Consider the following 17,427-nt stretch of genomic DNA (forward strand, 5'->3'; position numbering starts at 1 on the left):
TTCAAGATCGCTGCGCGCGTCGGGACGACAAAGCGGAGTTGCGTGCGTTCGTTCCTCCACGGCGCCGACGCCGGGCATTTGCAGCACGTTGGGAACGGAATCAGCGGCGCGACGGTTACCGTCCCAGACAGGAGCTGTCGCCATGCGCCCCGCGAAGCCGCAACCGATCCGCAATAAACTCGATCTGACCGACCGCGCCCAAGTGCGCCTGGTCAAAAAGCGCCTTGGATTATCCGATGCTGAACTGACCAGCATCGTCGGCCGGATCGGCAACTCGATTTCGGCCATCAGCAAGGAGGCGGCCCTGCAAAGAGCAGCCGTACCGGCCAAGCCGGCCGATTTGCCTCCCGCCGCTGCGGTCGGCTCGGCAGTCGCCGGCGAGCAGCCGGCACCTGAGGTTGCCCCGATCGCGCCGACGTCCTGATGGCCTTTCTTGGGGGAATAGATGGACCAACCAGTACATTCAGACGATGCGCTGACGCAGGCGGCATCGAGCCTGCGGCGAACCCGGGTCACCGAGGGCAGGCCTTTTCCGCTCGGCGCCACCTGGGATGGGCTGGGGGTCAACTTCGCGCTGTTTTCGGCCCATGCCACCAAGGTTGAGCTGTGCCTGTTCGATGATACCGGCGAGACCGAACTCGAGCGCATCGAGCTTCCCGAATACACCGACGAAGTCTGGCATGGATATCTGCGGTCCGCCCGCCCCGGCACCGTCTACGGCTACCGCGTCCATGGCCCTTATGAACCCGACGCCGGCCACCGCTTCAATCCCAACAAGCTCGTGCTCGATCCCTACGCCAGGCAGCTGGTCGGCCAGCTTCGCTGGGGACCGGAGCTATTCGGCTACCAGCTCGACCATGCGGACAAGGATCTCTCCTATGACGAACGCGACAGCGCTCCGTTGATGCAGAAATGCCGCGTCATCGATCCAGCCTTCACCTGGGGCGTATCGCGCAAGCCGGAAGTGCCGTGGGAGCGGACGATCGTCTACGAAATGCACGTAAAGGGCTTCACCCAGCTGCATCCGCTGGTGCCGGAAGCCGACCGCGGCACGTTTTCGGGCCTCGCGCATTCGGACGTCCCGGCCTATTTGCGCTCGCTCGGCATCACGAGCGCCGAGTTGCTGCCAATCCATGCCTTCGTCGACGACAGCTACCTGGTCGAGAAAGGCCTGCGCAATTACTGGGGTTACAATTCCATCGCCTTCTTCGCGCCGGACCCGCGCTACCTCAAGGCGTCCTCCGCGAACGAATTCAAGGCCATGGTCAATCAGTTTCATGCCCACGGCATCGAGATCATTCTCGACGTCGTCTACAATCACACCGCGGAAGGCAATGAGCTCGGCCCGACCCTGTCGTTCAAGGGCATCGACAACGCCAGCTATTACCGCCTGCTGCCGGACAAGAAGCGCTACTACATCAACGATACCGGGACCGGAAACACCGTCAATCTCTCGCATCAGCGCGTGCTTCAGCTGGTCGCCGATTCCCTGCGCTACTGGGCGACGGAGATGCGTGTCGACGGTTTCCGTTTCGACCTCGCCACCATCCTCGCGCGGGAACCTTATGGTTTCGACGAAGGCGGCGGCTTCCTCGACGCGTGCCGTCAGGATCCCGTGCTGTCCAGCGTCAAGCTGATCGCCGAGCCATGGGACATCGGGCCGGGCGGCTACCAGGTCGGTCAGTTTCCGCCCGGTTGGGCCGAGTGGAATGACAAGTTCAGAGACACCGTACGCGCGTTCTGGAAGGGCGATCCCGGCACGCTGGCCGATTTTGCCAAGCGCATTTCCGGGTCAGGCGATCTCTTCAACAAGCGCGGGCGCCGGCCGTGGGCCAGCGTCAACTTCGTCACGGCCCATGACGGCTTCAATCTGAACGATCTCGTCTCGTACAACGACAAGCACAACGAGGCGAATGGCGAGGACAATCGTGACGGCCACAGCAACAACCATTCCTGGAACTGTGGTGCCGAAGGGCCGACCGACGACCCGGAGATCATCACGCTACGCGAGCGCCAGAAGCGGAATCTGCTGGCGACCATGCTGCTCTCCCACGGCACGCCGATGCTTCTCGCCGGCGACGAGTTCGGTCACACCCAGAACGGCAACAACAACGCCTACGCCCAGGACAACGAAACCACCTGGCTCGACTGGATGGGTATCACCGCGAATGGCCGCAGCCTTCGCGAATTCGCCCGCAAGCTGATTGCCACCCGCAAGGCATTTCCCATCCTCTACCGGAGCCGCTTCCTGGTCGGCTCGCACAACGAGGAGCTCGACGTCAACGACGTGACCTGGCTGTCGCCATCCGGCGAGGAGATGACGACCGAGCAATGGCAGGATGGCAATGCCAAATGCTTCGGAATGCTGCTCGATGGACGCGCACAGGAAACCGGGATCAAGCGCCGGGGCTCGGATGCGACCATGCTGCTGGTCTACAACGCGCATCATGACGTCGTGAACTTCACCCTGCCGGAGGTCACCGACGGCCGCAGCTGGCTGGGCCTGATCGACACCAATCGGCCTGACGCGCCGATGGCCGAATTCGAGTTCGGGCACGCTTACGCGGTGACGGGGCGATCCCTGCTGGTGTTTGGGCTTGCCAACGATAACATCGCGACGCGCCGCCTGCGGCAAGGTCTTGGTGCGCTGTTGGACATCGCCGACACACCCTTGTCTGGTTAGTCGGCGCAATTCCGGCGGCGCCGCTCAGCGGGAGCTCGCTGCCGATCAATCGTTCGATGGCAAGACTGGGGAGCGACGTAGTCGAGCCGATCGAAATACGGAACGGCCTGAAGGCAGGTCTTGGCCTCGATCAGCTTCTCGGTGCCCCGGTGCAGCAGGCCGAATCCGGATCGACACGCTCGACGACTTCGCCATCCAGTTCCAGGACGAGCCGCAGCACGCCATGGGCGGTGGGATGCCGAGGACCGGAATTGATGGCGAAGTTTCCGAGATTGGCAGACTGGCCGGGCATCCCGTTTCCAATCCAAGGCGTTGCACGGTCATGCTAACCGCGATCCGCCCCGGATCGCTTCACACAGGTCGATCGCGAGCCCCAATCCCCGAATACCGATGCTTCGCGCGGCTTTGGAACGCGGTTTCACCGGCCGCGTTCAATGTCAGAACTGGAGATTTCCATGAAACATCGTTTGCTCATGGCTTCCGCCGCCATCGCGATCGTGACGGGCTTCGGCGCCTCGACCGCCGTCGCGCAGGATCGCTACTGCCTTCAGGGCCGCATCTGGGGTTATCCAGGCAATTGCCAGTTTGCGAGTTATGCTCAATGCATGGCGACTGCGTCGGGAACGAACGCCTATTGCGGCATCAATCCTCGCCATGCCCATGCACGCCGCTATCGAGGATACCGGTAAACGAGGCTCGATTCTCGAGATGTCTGTGCCAGCTGAATTGCGCGACTGAGCCGAGCTGCGTCATGGAGCCGGACCGAACCCTTACGGCCGCCGTCTTCTCCGGCGGTTTGGGCCTTGGTGCCTATCATGGAGGAGCTTTCGAGGCCCTGACCGCGCGAGCGCTGCCGATCGACTGGGTGGCAGGTTCATCGGCAGGCGCGATCACGGCGGCGCTGATCGCCGGAAGCCCAGGCGCCGATCGACTACAGAACTTACGTCGCTACTGGCATGCTGGCGGTCCATCCGCCGCGCCGAATGCAAGTCGCCATCTTTTCGCATGGCTGAGCTCGATGAACACGCGCCTGTTCGGGCATACCGGGTTCTTTCATCCCCGCCTTCCCATCCCGGCATCACACTTCGGCGGGCTCTACGATCTTGGCCCGACGCGCGAATGCCTTCGGCACTTGGTCGACTTCGATCGCCTGAACGGCGGCGAGCCGCGCATCACCATCTGCGCCACGGACCTTGAAACCGGAGATGCCATTCTCTTCGACTCGTCATCGGAGCGAATCGAGATGGACCACATCCTGGCCAGCTGCGGCTTCCTGCCTGAATTCGGTCCGGTCCAGATCGCCGGCCGGTGGCTTGGCGATGGCGGGTTTTCGCTGAACACGCCATTTGATCTGGTTCTCGAAGCACCGGCTTCGCTCCGACTCTACGTCATCGACCTCTATGCACGCGACGGCGGAGTCCCCGACGGGCTCGAGGCCGCCGCCGAACGCAAGAACGATCTGATCTTCGGCAATCAGACCTATCAACGCCTTGGCCACGCCCTGCAAGCGCGGCGGCTCCGCGCCGAGATCCAGGGCCTCGTTCGCGACGATCTCATCTATCTCCTGAGCTATCGGCCGGGCCGCGAGGAGGCCGGTCCCGAGAAGTCCTTCGACCTGTCGGAAGCCGCAATGGCACAGAGATGGCGGGCGGGCTTTCTGGATATGCAGCACGCTGCCGGCCTGGCGCCCGACCGGAACGGCATCTGCAGCGTGCGCCGGCACTAGCTCGTGCCATATGGCTGAGAGTCGGGCCGATTCTGCGTATCCTCCTCGATGCGTTGACGGATGTCCTGGAGGAACCGGGTTAGTCCGTCATCAGGCGCGCTTCCCTCAGGCGGCGCAATGGTGGTGATGCCCCAGTTCGCCAGCACGGCCTCCTGCACCGGATTGCGCTGCGCGACGAACACGAAGGATTTCGGCCGATCGTGGCGATGCCCGGATTCGTCCCAGGTCTGCCAGATCCGGTGAAGCAGGAGCCGTATGTTCGGATCGGACATGCTGTAACCGATGAAGAGCAGCGTGCTGCCCAAGGCGTCGGCGCGAAAGCGGATGTCGAGCGGGGAGTCGAAAGCGAGGCGATTGAGAAAGTCGGTTTCGGTCAGAACCAGCGATGCATCATCGTCGAAGTCGCCGTGGAATTTGATGATGTGCGTGACGCCTGCAGCGGCGCTCGCGATCTCCTTCGCGTTGCTGATCTTTGCGTAAGGTTTCCCCAGGACCTCGAAGGCGGTCTCCAGATTGCGGTCGTAATTCGTCGTGTAGATGACGGGAAAATCGAGCTCGACGATCATCCGATGAAGCTGCGAGGCGCCGATCTTCGCAGGATCGATCCGCCAGTTGCGGTCGAGCCAGCTGCGGAGCGGGCCAATTCCGCCGCGCTTCAGCCGATAATACTCCGCGAGCATTTGATAACCGCCGTGCATCCCGTCGATGACGTCGTGCTCGAGACAGAGGTCATGCAGCAGATGGTCTATCAGCGACTGCCAGGATGGCAAACCGACCGCCATCGACACGCCCGCGCCGACGAACAGGATCGCACCGCGCCGCCTGATCGCGGCGGCCAGAATTTCGTGCGGCGGTTGTTCTCCAGACGCCAGGCCGGTGAGTTGCTCATTCATCCAGCTTGAAATGACCAGACCGGAAACGGGTTCCTAAAGGCGGCGCTCGCTCACCCGCCGGACGGCAATGACGCGCTCTTCTGCGTCTGCGCCGCGAAGCGGGCAATCAGGCGCCGGAGCCGAGCCTTGTGCACCAGACGCGCCGCAGTCTTCGGCGAGACCCATATGGCTTCCCGCTCTCCCTTTTCCGGCCACCAGCGCTCCTGTCCGTGGACCTTCATGGGGAAGACGGCCACATTCATGGTCTGCTTGCGGTCACCCTTCCGCTTGCGATGCTTGAAGCGACCCACAGCGCGCTCTGCGACGACGCCGACGAGGCCCGCCTCCTCATACGCTTCCAGCGCAGCCGTGCGGTGCGGCTCCGTGTTGCGCATCGGCGATCCCTTTGGGACGCTCCACCGGCGCTTGCGCCTGGTGGTGATCAGCAGGACGCGCAACCCGGAATTGTCCAGACGAAACGGCAAGGCTGCAAACTGCTTCTTTCCCATCAAGCGTCTCCGGTTCAAGGCTTGACAATCACACGTTGCGCCCATGGTTCCTCGCTGAACGACCGCGTCGGCAATGCGATCAGAACCTGCGCTCCACCATCTTGAGGCGCAGGGCGGAAATGGCTTCTCCAGGATTGAGGCCTTTGGGACAGGCTTTGGCGCAGTTGAGGATGGTGTGGCAGCGATAGATCCTGAACGGGTCTTCGAGCATGTCGAGGCGCTCCCCCGTCGCCTCGTCCCGGCTGTCGTTGATCCATCGCGCCGCCTGAATCAGAGCCGCCGGCCCCAGGAAACGTTCGGAATTCCACCAATAGCTCGGGCATGAGGTGGAGCAGCAGGCGCAGAGGATGCATTCGTAAAGCCCATCCAGCTTCGCCCGATCTTCATGGCTCTGCCGCCATTCCTTCTGCGGCGTCGGCGAAGTGGTCTGTAGCCAAGGCTCGATCAAGGCGAGCTGCGCGTAGAAATTCGTCAGGTCCGGGACGAGATCCTTCACCACCGGCTGATGCGGCAGGGGCAGCACGCGAAGCGGCGCGCCTGCCGGAACATCCTCGCTCATGGATTTAGTGCAGGCCAGCGTGTTCTGGCCGGCGATGTTCATCGAGCAGGAGCCGCAAACGCCTTCGCGGCAGGATCGCCTGAACGTCAGGCTGGAGTCGATGTTGTTCTTGATCCAGATCAGGCCATCCAGCACCATCGGCCCGCACTCGGACATGTCGACAAAGTAGATGTCGAGCCGGGGTTTGCGTCCATCGTCGGGATTCCAGCGGTAGACGTGGAATTCGCGCAAGCTCTCGCCGCACGGCTTGGGCCAGATCGTCCCTTGCTCGATTTGGGAGTTCTTCGGAAGCCTGAATTCGACCATCGTGACATTCTCCGTCAGACCGGCGACAGGCAGCGCAACTGCAAGAGGTCATCCACCGACAGACCGAACAGGACGACGCGAAACGCCGGTGCTGTTGCGAGCACCAGCAGCAGCAGAAAGACCGCGTAGACCAGGGCCGGCGGCGCGTTTCTAACGAGCCTGTAGGTTGCCTTGCGCATGCACTGCCTCCTTCGCTCCCGCACGCGCCATGGCGGCGCCCGTCACGATCATCGCAGCTCCCCACAGCAGGAAGCCGATGTCCCAGAGGAATCGTTGTCCATCAGGCACGGTCTCATTGACCTGATGCAGCCCGAGCACCTCGTGATCGATCACGCCCTCGACCAGATTGAAGATGCCCCATCCCAGCAACATCGTGCCGAGACACTGCCGGCTCGACCAACGCAGCTCCCCGCTGTGCGCTCGCTGCCACAGCAGATAGAGGCCTGCGAGCACGAGAACATAGGTGGCGCTGTGGAAGATGCCGTCCCAGGTCGTATTGAGCCTGATGTTGTCGATCGAGTTGAGCGGATACCAGCCGCTTAACATATGATGCCATTGCAGCAATTGATGGAAGACGATGCCGTCGAAGAATCCGCCAAGGCCGAGTCCGAGAAGGATGCCTGCTGCGGTCGGGAAGTTGCCTGGTCTGCCGTCTTTCATCGATGAGCTCTCGTGCGTGGTAGCAATGGCGGCGCAAGAACAAGCCATCCCACTTGCAGGCGTTCCTATGCTGATCGCATCCGGCCGCGATGGAGCTCGCGATGGCCGCGCGAGTCAGAGGGCTGATGTGCATGAAGCGGCCGAGGCTGTGCAAACGCGTGTCGGATTCGATCGATCGGATGACAGGAACAATCGAGATAGCGATGCGTCTGTCGCCCAAAGTTGGAAGTGCCTGCGGGTCGCCGTGCGATTCCTCCGCGGAAGGCAGGCGCAACACGGACGGTGAGCATCAAGACGAGAGGAGAGCCGTATGGCATATGCCCTGTTCAAGGACGGTGAGAAATTGAGCCGAACGTTTCCGACCAAAGAGGAAACCTTTGAGAAAGCGGACGAGGCCGGTCTGGTCGAGCACGGCCGGGGTCAGCCCATGCTCGAGGACGAGTTGAAGATCTACTCGTGCCCGGCCGACCCCGAACCTTGCGACGAAGCGGATCTCGATCGGACGCCGGACACACCGGCATCCTGATCATCCGCTAACATCCCTTGCAGATGCTCTTGATCTTCCGATCGACGTCGGAGTCCCGCGAGTTCTCCGATCGGATCTGGTCGTCGCCCGGCAACGATGGACCCGGCGTGACCGTTCCGTCGATCCGGCCGCTGCTGGTGCCGCCCGCCGGATTGCCGGGCCGTCCAACCGTCGTCGATCCGCGGGGGCCGGGCCCGCCACCGGATTGAGCCGTTCCAACGGAGTTGGTTCCCGTGGTCAGCCCACCGGATGGAGTCCCGCCGCTGCCCGCGGACGCAGCGCCTGTGCTTCCTCCTGCGCCGCCCCCCGAACTTCCACCGCCCCCGCCTCCCTGTCCCGATGCCGGCGCGATGGAAGCGGCTGCCAGCACCATGCCCAGCATGAGATGCGTAACGCGCACCGCGCTTCTCCCTTTGCATCTGTTCCGGTTGAGGATCATCGATCCTGCTGATAACCCTGATTGGTCGTGTTCTGCTTGATGTTGCCGTGGCGACCCTGGGTGTCAAAATTCTCGCGGCCCGGCACGCGCTCTTCCGCCTCGATCGCTGGATCTGAACCGGGTCCCTTGTTGCTCCGCTGCTCTTCGGGTACGGGAGGCATTTTCGACATGCATTGCTCCTATCGTCTTCTTGACGTGGAGAAATGAGCTGGCGCCGCGGTCGTTCCTGCGCCGATCGCCGCAGAGGGAGCGAATGCAGAGGGCATGAGGAACCACCTGTCGTCGCTTCGGTTGGTAATTCCATGCGTTAGCTCGAAGGGGATACAGATGCCCAAGGCGACCGAAAACGATCCGCGAGAGACACCGCTTGACGATCCGCGCCGGCAAACGGATATGCCGACGCACCGGCAGACCAATGAACCTTGGCGAGGAAATCCCGAGAAGGACCAAATTGATCCGAAACGGCCACCGGTGGACTTGGAGCGTTGGCAGCGATCGAATACGCACTAGCGCGCGGTGCAGGTGCGGAAACCTAGAATGTCCCCGCCAGGGTGACCCGGAACGTCAGCGGTTCCACCGGATGCAGCACGTAGTCCATGACGCCGTTCTGACAGACTGCCGTCGGCGCCGTTCCTGATGTGCAGAGATTGTAGAGCGTGTCGGTCTTGAGCAGCGACCCGTAGGCATAAGTGATCTGGTTCGCCTTTGCGTCGAAGAGGTTCAGCACGTCGAGCTGAAGGCGCCAGCCATTGTCCATACGGTAGCCGAGGCGACCGTTGACGATGCTGGTCGCAGAGGAGCGGAACGCGTTGTCCTCCGTCAGAGGACTCGAGGCCAGATAGCGCCAGCGCAAGGTTCCGAACCAGCCGGTCTTCTCGCCCAGCGTGACGCCGGCCGATGCAACCATCGCCGGCGCGTTCGGAATGTAGTTCCCGGGCGCATTGCCGATCTGCGCCTCGGGATAGCCGGAGAGCGAGGCATAGACCTCAGCCTGCTCGCTGTCATAGCCGCGGAAGCGGGCATGCGTCATTGCGAGATCAGCGTCGATGTCGATCCAGGACCGTGGCCGATAGTGGTTGGTCCATTCCAAGCCGTAGCGGCGGCTGGCGCGGGTCGCCGATGTATCGCCAGCATCGCCGGCGAACAGGATTTCGGAATCCTGGTCCAGGATGAAGAGGCTGAGCGAGGTGTCGAGACCCGCAACGATCCTGCTGCGGACGCCGATCTCGGCCCCCTTGGTGCGCACCAGGAGCGGCGACGGCGTCAGCCTTGTCGCGGGATCGCTCGGGTCTTCCGTGGTCGTTGAACCGCGCGCGTCGTTCGAGTGCATGCCGTAGCCGGCCCCGAAGAAGAACTCCGTGTGATTGAACGGACCCAGCACCATCCTGAATTTGGGACTGCCGAGGGCAGCATCGGTGCGGCCGGAATTGTTTGAATTGAATAGCGATGTGACGTCGGCGGCGTAATAGTCACCGCGCAAGCCAACGGTGGTCCGCAGCCAGTCAGTCCAGCGCACAGTGTTCTCGGCATAGACGCCGACGCTGCCTTCACCGACCTTGTCGCTGCGGACATTGGAGAGAAAGCTGCGCTGGAAAGTGTTGGTGAGCGCCAGATCAATCGCATCGTAGCGCGATTGCAGGCCGAAGGTGGTCTGCATCGGCAGGCCTGCGAACGAGCCGTTCAGCGTGCGCGAGATGTTGGCCCCGGCCATCAGGCGGTTGTCATGCTGATGGAACTGATCGCCCAGCACGGGATCGTCGAGGAAGTAAGTGAAGTTGTTGAAGAGGTCGAGCTGGCTCTTCACCACATAGGCATTGGCCTTCCACGACCCGAGATCGTCGCTCTGCGCCACGCGGCCGGACAGCGCAAAGCGGTTGGTGTTGCCGCCGTCGCTCGGGTCCTCCGAGCCGAAACGATCGAGCAGGCCGCCGGTGATCGCGCGCTGCGGCACCTGATCTGTCGAATTCCATTTGTTGACGTAGGCCATGCCGGTGACGGAGACGCCGTCGGTCGCGGTGCCCTGGCTGTAGCGCACGAGGCCGTTGATCTTTCGCACATTGTCCGGATTGTCCCACGGGCCGTTGTAGGTCCCGACTTCGCCGGCCATCAGCAGCGAACCGTCATCGACCTTCGCGGAATCCATGCCGAGCAGGCGGCGGTAACCGAAACTCCCGGCGCTCGCCTGCGCGAGTCTCCTGGTGCGATCGATCAGGCCGATATGAACGCTTCCGACCGAAGCGAAATCGCCTTCGTCGGCGAAGTAAGGTCCCTTGCGCACGTCCATTGCGGCCACCGTTTCCGGGATCAGCCAGTTGAGATCGGCATAGCCCTGGCCGTGCGCGTGGGTGCGCATGTTGACGGGAACGCCATCGACAGTGATCGCAAGATCCGTACCGTGATCGAGATTATAGCCGCGCAGGAAATACTGGTTGGCTTTGCCCTCTCCGGAGTGCTGCGTCACGATCAGGCCCGGCACGGCTTCGAGCACCTCACCGGGCCGCGAGACGGGGCGCGCGTTGAGCTCATCGCCGGAGACGGTGATCTCGCTCGCCATCCCGGCTTCGCCCTTTGAACCCGAGCCGGCACTGCGCCCATCCGACTCCTGCGTTGGTGCTGGTTGCACGAGGACGCGGTGACTGGCCCGGGGCGACCTGCCGGTGCGGCGCGATGCGCCCGGCAGCTTGCGTCCTTGCGTCTCGCCGCCACTGACCTCGACCGGCGGCAATTCGCGTGAGGAGCCATTGCTCTGTGCGAAGGCGCGGCCGCCATCCGCCAGAAGAACCAAGGCCGAGATTGCCGCCAGCGCGCCGCAACGACGGCCGGGCTCAGGCCGCCTCGGTCGCATCGGCGCATTCCAGAGCTTTCGTCCCGGCACGACGGTCCGCAAGCATGCGGCGATACAGCACGACCGAAACGAACCACGCCATCGCGAACAGCGCGATCACCGCGAAGCCGACGTTGGCCAGCGACTCGTTGAGGCCCTCGATCAGCGTCCACATGCCGCCGGAGAGACCGAGCCGATCGCCGATCAGGCCGAGCGCCTCGATGCCGCCGATGAACAGCGCGACCGCGACGGACGCCCCCGTGATCGTGAGGTTGTACCAGAGCTTTCGCAGGGGATCGACGAAGGCCCAGCGATAGGCGCTCACCATCAGCACGGAATCGGCAGTGTCGACCAGCGCCATGCCCGATGCGAACAGCGCCGGGAAGACCAGGATAGCGGCGAGCGAGGTGCCGCGCGCGGCTTCGCTGGCGGAGATGCTGAGCAGACCGATCTCGGTCGCGGTGTCGAAGCCGAGGCCGAACAGGAAGCCGAGCGGATACATATGCCACGGCTTCGTCACCATGCGGAACATCGGGCCGAGCAGCCGCGCCAGGACGCCGCGATTGGCGAGAAGCGCCTCAAGCTGCGCAGCATCGTGCACGCCCTGCTCCCGCGCCGCGCGAAACGTCCGCCAAAGGCCGGCGAAGATGACGAGATTGATGGCAGCGACCGCGAGCAGGAACAGCGCCGATACCGAGGTGCCGATGAAGCCGCCGATTTCCTTGAGCAGGCTGTCGCCGCCGAGGCTCACCACCCCGAGCGCGAGCAGCATGGTCGCGACCACGACCACGGTGGAATGGCCGAGCGCAAAATAGAGGCCGACGCTCCGCGGCGCTCCGCCCGTCTGCATCAGCTTGCGCACGACGTTGTCGATGGCCGCGATGTGATCGGCATCGACGGCGTGACGCAGACCGAACACCCAGGCGAGCAGCGCCGTCGCCATCGCCGTCGGCCGGTCGCCGAACAGCGCGAAGGCGAACACCCACGCGGCGACGTTGGCAGCGATGAGCCCGCCGAACAGCAACGCCACACCGGGCTCGACCGCCCGCAAAGTCCGCCTCACCGCTCGTTCCATCCACCTGATCCCGGTATGACGTTTATCAAAATATCTCATACTGGCAATAGCAAGAGCTGGACCACTTTCGCCGGACAGCTGAAAAGCCGACGAGAACAGCGGTCAAACGGCTGATCTCATGGGAGATTTTTGTGCCCAGCCTGGCGCAGGGCCGGAGCGGGACGCGGTGCTTCCATTGGCAGGCAGATATTCAGATTGGCAACCAAGTTGGCGGCAGGAGTTCACGGACCTGCTCGCAGCCTGCCGTCATCTCTCATCTGAAGATGATTGCATGTTGATGCCGCAAATTCAGGCGGCTTCCAGACCAGGCTTCGTCTCAACCGATTGAGCGCGATCGCTGTGAAGTGGCTCACATCCCGCGGGACAAACTGGGTGTATTCGTCGTGCCGGGTGGAGATGGCAGACGGAGATACGCATGAAACGCGTCATGCTCTCGCTCATTGCAGCCCTGCTTCTCGCCGGCGCGGCCAGCAACATGCTCAGATCGCATGCAGTGTTCAATTCTGGTCAGCACGGCATGGCATCCATTCAAGCCATGCAAGCGGGCCAGGGGAACAAGCTTCCCGATCAGGAGCTGCAGGATCGCTCCGTCCTGTATGTGAAAGAGCCGGCTCGGTAGGTCGGAGCGCGCCCGCTGGTGCTCCGCCTATTCGGCCGCCGCAGTTGCCGGTTGCGGTTGTCCGTCGTTCGGTCCCGTTCGCGCCCTCTGCTCGTCGAGCCAGAGGCTGTGGTGCTCGCGAGCCCAGTTGACGTCGACTTCACCGGTGCCCATGGCCTCGAACGCCCCTTCCATCCCGATGGTGCCGATATAGATGTGCGCGATCATCGCGGCGACGAACAGGACCGCCACGATCGAGTGGACGATCTGGGCCATTTGCATGCCCTCGATCCCGGTGCCGTAGAACGGGAACATCAGCGCATAACCGGATGCTGCGACGAGTCCGCCGCCGACCACGACGATCCAGTAGATCATCTTCTGGCCGCCATTGAAGCGGTACGCCGGCGGATGGTCATGTCCGATGAGACCGCCGCCGCGCTTCGCCCATTCGATATCCACCTTGCTCGGGATGTTGCCCCCGATCCACATCAGGAAGATCACGACCACACCGATGGTGAACGGGAAGCTCAGATAATTGTGAGCGAACTTTGCCCATTGCGACCATTCCGAGAAGGCCTCGAAGCCGATCAGCGGCAAAAGCAGCGGCCGGCCGAACGTGATGTTCAGCCCGGAAATGGCGAGGACGATGAAGCAGGTCGCCGTCAGCCAGTGCACGAACCGCTCAAATGCGTTGAAGCGCACGATGGTGCGACCCGACCGTCCGGCCTCGAGACGCACCATCCCGACGGTAAGATAGAAGATCACGATGCCCACGATCATGCCGAGGATCGCAATGCCGCCGATCCAGGGCAGCGTCACATTGCGGAATTCCCGCCACTCCCGTCCCTGCGGCTGCTCGAGAACGCCGGAGCGCTGATCGGGAATGCTGACGCGGCCCTGAATCCTGTTGAGCTCCTGCAGGAGCTGCTGCTCCTTGACCGAGCTCGCGGTCGGATTGACCTGTTGAGCACTCGCGGGCGCCGCCGACACCCAAAGAAGCAGCGCCCAGGCGCCCAACGCCAGACGAATGAACCTTGCAAACGACGCCATCACGTCCTCCCCGGTATTGCGCGCCCCTTCGGCTGCCCGCGTCAGGACTCGATTGTCTCGCGATAGGCGGTTTTCCAGCCCCATGCACCCGAGCCATAGCCGCGCTTCATGACGCGCTCCTTGTAGATCTGCGCAATGATCTCGCCATCGCCCGCAAGCAACGACTTGGTCGAGCACATTTCGGCGCACAGCGGCAGCTTGCCTTCCGCCAGACGGTTCGCGCCGTATTTCTCGTATTCCTCCTTGCTGCCGTCGGCCTCGGGGCCGCCGGCGCAATAGGTGCATTTGTCCATCTTTCCGCGCGAGCCGAAATTCCCGACCTTCGGATATTGCGGCGCGCCGAACGGGCAGGCGTAGAAGCAATAGCCGCAACCGATGCAGAGGTCCTTGGAGTGCAGCACCACGGCATCGGCGGTGGTGTAGAAGCAGTTTACCGGGCACACGGCCGCACAGGGCGCGTCGGTGCAATGCATGCAGGCCATCGAGATCGAGCGCTCGCCCGGCTTGCCGTCGCTGATGGTGACGACGCGGCGCCGGTTGATGCCCCAGGGCACCTCATGCTCGTTCTTGCAAGCGGTGACGCAGGCGTTGCACTCGATGCAGCGATCAGCGTCGCAGAGAAATTTCATCCGAGCCATGTGCGTGCTCCTCTCAGGCTGCGATGATCTGACAAAGCGTGACCTTCGGTTCCTGCATGCCCGTTGCAGGATCGTAGCCGTAGCTCGTAATCGTGTTGGCGCTCTCGCCCAGCACGATCGGATCGGTGCCGGCGGGGTAGTTCTTGCGCAGGTCGTTGCCGCCGAGCCAGCCGCCGAAATGGAACGGCATCCAGGCGACGCCCTTGCCGACGCGCTCGGTCACCAGCGCCTTCATCCTGGCGCGGGAATTGTTCTCGGCACCGCTGACCCAGACCCAGCCGCCGTCCTTGATGCCGCGATCGGCGGCATCGGCCGGGCTGATCTCGATAAACATGTCCTGCTGCAATTCTGCGAGCCACGGATTGGTGCGGGTTTCCTCGCCGCCGCCTTCGTATTCGACCAGACGTCCCGAGGAGAGGATCAGCGGAAACTGCTTCGCGATCCCCTTCTCCACCGCCGCCTTCTGCACGGAGAAGCCGATATTGGGCAGCCGGAACTGCTTGGCATCGGGCAAGGTCGGATATTTCTCGACGAGGTCGACGCGCGGCGTGTAGATCGGCTCGCGGTGCACCGGGATCGGGTCCGGCAGGCCGAACGCATTCATGCGCGCCTTGCCGTTGCCGAAGGGCACGCAGCCGTGCTTCAGCGCAACGCGCTGGATGCCGCCGGAAAGATCGACCGCCCACGACACCGCATCCGGATTGGCCGGGTTGACCCTCTGGATCGTCGCCATTTCAGCCTCTGTGAGATCCTGGTCCCAGCCCAGCTTCTTCAGACTTGCCAAAGTGAACTCGGGATAGCCGTCCTCGATCTCAGAGCCCTTGGAGAAGGATTTGTCGGCGAGCAGGCTCACTTTCCGCGTCGTGCCGTCCGCCAGCTTTTCCTCGCGCTCGAGGCCGAAGCGCGGGCGGAACGCGCCGCCGCCGTCCATGACGTGCAGATCGTTGTTGTAGAGCAGCGGCGAGCCGGGATGCTTCACCTCGGGCGAGCCCCAGCACGGCCAGGGCAGGCCGTAATAATCGCCGCCGACCTCCGGATCATCCTTGGGCGCGCGCATCGTCACCAGGTCGAACTTGTGCTGGTTCTTCATGTGCGCCTTGATGCGCTCCGGCGATTGCCCGCAGTAGCCGGTCGACCAGCTACCGCGGTTGATCTCTCGCAGCACGTCCTCGGCGACCGGAAGATTGTTCTCGACCTTGATGTTCTTGAACATCTTGTCGGCGAAGCCGAACTTCCTGGCCATCAAATAGATGACCTCGAGGTCGTCCTTGGACTCGAAGATCGGCTTGACGATCTGCTCGCCCCATTGCATCGAGCGATTGGAAGCGACGCGCGATCCCGTGCATTCGAACTGCGTAGCCACCGGCAGGATATAGACGCCGTCCTTGCGTCCCGCCTCAACCGCCAGAGACGCCCAGGTGGTCGGGTGCGGATCCGCGATCACCAGCAGCTCCAGCGCCTTCAGGCCCTTCATCGATTCGGGAATGCGCGTGATGCTGTTGCTGGCATGGCCTTGCACGAATACGGCCTTGACGTTGTCCTTCTGTGCGACGTCGGCCTTCGGCAACAGCGCGGCATCGAACCACCGCGTCAGCGGGATGCCTGGCGTCTCCATCAGCTTCTTCTCGTCGAAGCGGGAGACGAGATAATCGTATTCGACCTCCCAGACCCGGGACCAGTGCTTCCAGGCGCCTTCCGCAAGGCCGTAGTAGAACGGCAACGTCACGATATCGAGGCCGACATCGGTCGCGCCCTGCACGTTATCGTGGCCGCGCAGGATGTTGGCGCCGGCGCCGGCCTTGCCGATGTTGCCGGTCATCAGCAGCGCGATGCAGCTCGCCCGCACGTTGGCCGTGCCGACCGTGTGCTGGGTCTGGCCCATGCACCAGATGATGGTCGCGGGCTTGACCGTCGCGAACATCTTGGCGACGCGCTCGAGCTGCTCGGCGGGCACACCGGTGACGCGCTCGACCTCCTGCGGGTTCCACTTTTCGACCTCTTTCCGCAGGTCGTCGAAACCGTAGACGCGCCGGGCGATGAATTCCTTGTCCTCCCAACCGTTCTTCAGGATGTGCCACATCATGCCGTAGAGCACGGGAATGTCGGTCCCGGGACGGATCCGGACATATTCAGTGGCATGCGCCGCGGTGCGGGTCAGGCGCGGATCGAAAACGATGAAGTTGCCCTTGTTGAGCTCCTTGGATTCCAGCAGGTGCTGCATGCTGACGGGATGCGCTTCCGCGGCGTTGCTGCCGATGAACAGCATCGTCTTGGAGTTGCGCATGTCGTTAATGCTGTTCGTCATCGCGCCATAGCCCCAGGTATTGGCGACGCCGGTGACGGTGGTGGAGTGGCAGATTCGCGCCTGATGATCGGTGTTGTTGGTGCCCCAGAACGCGCCCAGCTTGCGGAACAGGTAAGCGCCCTCATTGGTCATCTTGGCCGAGCCGAGCCAATAGACGGAATCGCTGCCTGACTTCTCGCGAACCTGGAGCAGCTTGTCGCCGATCTCGTTCACCGCGGTGTCCCAGGACACGCGCGTCCACTGCCCATTCACCAGCTTCATCGGGTAGCGCAGGCGCCGATCGCTGTGCACGAGCTCGCGCACCGAGGCGCCCTTGGCGCAATGCGAGCCGCGGTTGATCGGCGAGTCCCAGCTCGGCTCCTGCCCGATCCAGACTCCATTGAGCACTTCCGCCGTCACCGTGCAGCCCACGGCACAATGCGTGCAGATGCTCTTCTTGACGACGGCGCCGGCCGCGAGCGGGCCGGCAGCAGCTGCTTCCGCCTTGCGCACGTTGCCGACCGGCATGGCGCCAAGGGCGGCGAGAGCGCCGCCGGCCAGTCCGGATTTGCGCAGGAAAGTGCGGCGATCAAGTCCCCCGCCCTGGCCGGCAAGGGCTTCGGCGACGGAGCCTCGGCGATCGGAACGCTGGTGTGTTCGCTTGATAAGCACGGGCAG

General features: G+C 63.1%; 18 protein-coding genes and 1 pseudogene. 7 read left to right on the top strand and 12 right to left on the bottom strand.

From position 1 onward, the window contains the following. Window positions 1–142: 142 nt before the first annotated feature. Entirely contained in the window at window positions 143–424 is a 282-nt protein-coding gene (locus ACYCVF_RS25875) for a hypothetical protein (RefSeq protein ID WP_459601051.1), read from the top strand. A 21-nt stretch (window positions 425–445) separates the two neighbouring features. Then, a complete protein-coding gene (gene glgX, locus ACYCVF_RS25880; protein WP_459601053.1) occupies window positions 446–2,683 on the top strand; it encodes a glycogen debranching protein GlgX in 2,238 nt (745 codons plus the stop codon). Window positions 2,684–2,702: 19 nt separating this feature from the next. Here the strand turns inward: glgX and ACYCVF_RS25885 are convergent. Beyond that, window positions 2,703–2,975: pseudogene (locus tag ACYCVF_RS25885) on the bottom strand (NADH-quinone oxidoreductase subunit D); the annotation flags it as partial. A 163-nt stretch (window positions 2,976–3,138) separates the two neighbouring features. On the opposite strand from ACYCVF_RS25885, the gene ACYCVF_RS25890 reads away from it, so the two are divergent. Beyond that, window positions 3,139–3,372: a DUF3551 domain-containing protein gene (locus ACYCVF_RS25890; protein ID WP_459601055.1), complete on the top strand. Its 234-nt coding sequence runs from the start codon at window positions 3,139–3,141 to the stop codon at window positions 3,370–3,372. A gap of 62 nt (window positions 3,373–3,434) precedes the next feature. Beyond that, window positions 3,435–4,409 (top strand): patatin-like phospholipase family protein, encoded by a 975-nt coding sequence (locus ACYCVF_RS25895; protein WP_459601057.1) that lies wholly within the window; start codon window positions 3,435–3,437, stop codon window positions 4,407–4,409. On the opposite strand, the gene ACYCVF_RS25900 is transcribed toward ACYCVF_RS25895, so the two are convergent. From ACYCVF_RS25900 to ACYCVF_RS25920, 5 genes are all read right to left on the bottom strand, one after another. After that, window positions 4,406–5,302, bottom strand: coding sequence for an SIR2 family NAD-dependent protein deacylase (locus ACYCVF_RS25900; protein WP_459601059.1), 897 nt, complete (start codon window positions 5,300–5,302; stop codon window positions 4,406–4,408). The two genes, ACYCVF_RS25895 and ACYCVF_RS25900, sit on opposite strands and share 4 nt — an antisense overlap. A 50-nt stretch (window positions 5,303–5,352) precedes the next feature. Beyond that, window positions 5,353–5,790: an NUDIX hydrolase gene (locus ACYCVF_RS25905; protein ID WP_459601061.1), complete on the bottom strand. Its 438-nt coding sequence runs from the start codon at window positions 5,788–5,790 to the stop codon at window positions 5,353–5,355. Between the two features lie 79 nt (window positions 5,791–5,869). Further along, on the bottom strand, window positions 5,870–6,655 hold the full coding sequence (locus ACYCVF_RS25910; protein ID WP_459601063.1) for a succinate dehydrogenase iron-sulfur subunit: 786 nt from the start codon (window positions 6,653–6,655) through the stop codon (window positions 5,870–5,872). Window positions 6,656–6,669: 14 nt separating this feature from the next. After that, window positions 6,670–6,834, bottom strand: a complete 165-nt coding sequence (locus ACYCVF_RS25915) for a hypothetical protein (RefSeq protein ID WP_459601065.1) — start codon at window positions 6,832–6,834, stop codon at window positions 6,670–6,672. Beyond that, window positions 6,806–7,315, bottom strand: a complete 510-nt coding sequence (locus ACYCVF_RS25920) for a DUF2243 domain-containing protein (RefSeq protein WP_459601067.1) — start codon at window positions 7,313–7,315, stop codon at window positions 6,806–6,808. The genes ACYCVF_RS25915 and ACYCVF_RS25920 overlap by 29 nt, the downstream gene beginning before the upstream one ends. Window positions 7,316–7,625: 310 nt before the next feature. Between ACYCVF_RS25920 and ACYCVF_RS25925 the strand changes: the two genes are divergently transcribed. Both ACYCVF_RS25925 and ACYCVF_RS25930 read left to right on the top strand, forming a co-directional pair. Beyond that, window positions 7,626–7,841 (top strand): hypothetical protein, encoded by a 216-nt coding sequence (locus ACYCVF_RS25925; protein WP_459601069.1) that lies wholly within the window; start codon window positions 7,626–7,628, stop codon window positions 7,839–7,841. 29 nt (window positions 7,842–7,870) lie between these two features. Further along, window positions 7,871–8,050, top strand: a complete 180-nt coding sequence (locus tag ACYCVF_RS25930) for a hypothetical protein (RefSeq protein WP_459606676.1) — start codon at window positions 7,871–7,873, stop codon at window positions 8,048–8,050. Between the two features lie 226 nt (window positions 8,051–8,276). Here the strand turns inward: ACYCVF_RS25930 and ACYCVF_RS25935 are convergent, their stop codons facing one another. The 3 genes from ACYCVF_RS25935 to ACYCVF_RS25945 form a co-directional block, all read right to left on the bottom strand. After that, on the bottom strand, window positions 8,277–8,450 hold the full coding sequence (locus tag ACYCVF_RS25935; RefSeq protein WP_459601071.1) for a hypothetical protein: 174 nt from the start codon (window positions 8,448–8,450) through the stop codon (window positions 8,277–8,279). A 362-nt stretch (window positions 8,451–8,812) separates the two neighbouring features. Further along, window positions 8,813–11,125 carry a TonB-dependent receptor gene (locus ACYCVF_RS25940; protein WP_459601073.1) on the bottom strand — a complete coding sequence of 771 codons (2,313 nt, stop codon included), beginning with the start codon at window positions 11,123–11,125 and terminating at the stop codon, window positions 8,813–8,815. After that, window positions 11,106–12,179: a HoxN/HupN/NixA family nickel/cobalt transporter gene (locus tag ACYCVF_RS25945; RefSeq protein ID WP_459601075.1), complete on the bottom strand. Its 1,074-nt coding sequence runs from the start codon at window positions 12,177–12,179 to the stop codon at window positions 11,106–11,108. Before ACYCVF_RS25945 ends, ACYCVF_RS25940 begins: the two co-directional genes overlap by 20 nt. Window positions 12,180–12,594: 415 nt before the next feature. Between ACYCVF_RS25945 and ACYCVF_RS25950 the strand changes: the two genes are divergently transcribed. Further along, complete coding sequence (locus ACYCVF_RS25950; protein WP_459601077.1) at window positions 12,595–12,798, top strand: hypothetical protein; 204 nt, start codon at window positions 12,595–12,597, stop codon at window positions 12,796–12,798. A gap of 27 nt (window positions 12,799–12,825) precedes the next feature. Here ACYCVF_RS25950 and ACYCVF_RS25955 read toward each other — a convergent pair whose 3' ends face one another. From ACYCVF_RS25955 to ACYCVF_RS25965, 3 genes are read right to left on the bottom strand one after another with little or no spacing between them, the layout of a single operon-like run. Next, window positions 12,826–13,827, bottom strand: coding sequence for a formate dehydrogenase subunit gamma (locus tag ACYCVF_RS25955; protein WP_459601079.1), 1,002 nt, complete (start codon window positions 13,825–13,827; stop codon window positions 12,826–12,828). A gap of 41 nt (window positions 13,828–13,868) precedes the next feature. Then, window positions 13,869–14,465: a formate dehydrogenase FDH3 subunit beta gene (fdh3B, locus tag ACYCVF_RS25960; protein WP_459601081.1), complete on the bottom strand. Its 597-nt coding sequence runs from the start codon at window positions 14,463–14,465 to the stop codon at window positions 13,869–13,871. 13 nt (window positions 14,466–14,478) lie between these two features. Beyond that, window positions 14,479–17,421 carry a formate dehydrogenase subunit alpha gene (locus ACYCVF_RS25965; RefSeq protein ID WP_459601083.1) on the bottom strand — a complete coding sequence of 981 codons (2,943 nt, stop codon included), beginning with the start codon at window positions 17,419–17,421 and terminating at the stop codon, window positions 14,479–14,481. Between the last annotated feature and the right edge of the window lie 6 nt (window positions 17,422–17,427).

Source organism: Bradyrhizobium cedriense (assembly GCF_054602315.1).

Bases quoted from the DNA above. Each gene is read 5' to 3' on its own strand.
- ACYCVF_RS25945 (WP_459601075.1), bottom strand. From the start codon at position 12,179: ATGGAACGAGCGGTGAGGCGGACTTTGCGGGCGGTCGAGCCCGGTGTG.
- glgX (WP_459601053.1), top strand. From the start codon at position 446: ATGGACCAACCAGTACATTCAGACGATGCGCTGACGCAGGCGGCATCG.
- ACYCVF_RS25900 (WP_459601059.1), bottom strand. From the start codon at position 5,302: ATGAATGAGCAACTCACCGGCCTGGCGTCTGGAGAACAACCGCCGCAC.
- ACYCVF_RS25925 (WP_459601069.1), top strand. From the start codon at position 7,626: ATGGCATATGCCCTGTTCAAGGACGGTGAGAAATTGAGCCGAACGTTT.
- ACYCVF_RS25940 (WP_459601073.1), bottom strand. From the start codon at position 11,125: ATGCGACCGAGGCGGCCTGAGCCCGGCCGTCGTTGCGGCGCGCTGGCG.
- ACYCVF_RS25950 (WP_459601077.1), top strand. From the start codon at position 12,595: ATGAAACGCGTCATGCTCTCGCTCATTGCAGCCCTGCTTCTCGCCGGC.
- ACYCVF_RS25920 (WP_459601067.1), bottom strand. From the start codon at position 7,315: ATGAAAGACGGCAGACCAGGCAACTTCCCGACCGCAGCAGGCATCCTT.
- fdh3B (WP_459601081.1), bottom strand. From the start codon at position 14,465: ATGGCTCGGATGAAATTTCTCTGCGACGCTGATCGCTGCATCGAGTGC.
- ACYCVF_RS25895 (WP_459601057.1), top strand. From the start codon at position 3,435: ATGGAGCCGGACCGAACCCTTACGGCCGCCGTCTTCTCCGGCGGTTTG.
- ACYCVF_RS25915 (WP_459601065.1), bottom strand. From the start codon at position 6,834: ATGCGCAAGGCAACCTACAGGCTCGTTAGAAACGCGCCGCCGGCCCTG.
- ACYCVF_RS25955 (WP_459601079.1), bottom strand. From the start codon at position 13,827: ATGGCGTCGTTTGCAAGGTTCATTCGTCTGGCGTTGGGCGCCTGGGCG.
- ACYCVF_RS25935 (WP_459601071.1), bottom strand. From the start codon at position 8,450: ATGTCGAAAATGCCTCCCGTACCCGAAGAGCAGCGGAGCAACAAGGGA.
- ACYCVF_RS25905 (WP_459601061.1), bottom strand. From the start codon at position 5,790: ATGGGAAAGAAGCAGTTTGCAGCCTTGCCGTTTCGTCTGGACAATTCC.
- ACYCVF_RS25890 (WP_459601055.1), top strand. From the start codon at position 3,139: ATGAAACATCGTTTGCTCATGGCTTCCGCCGCCATCGCGATCGTGACG.
- ACYCVF_RS25875 (WP_459601051.1), top strand. From the start codon at position 143: ATGCGCCCCGCGAAGCCGCAACCGATCCGCAATAAACTCGATCTGACC.
- ACYCVF_RS25910 (WP_459601063.1), bottom strand. From the start codon at position 6,655: ATGGTCGAATTCAGGCTTCCGAAGAACTCCCAAATCGAGCAAGGGACG.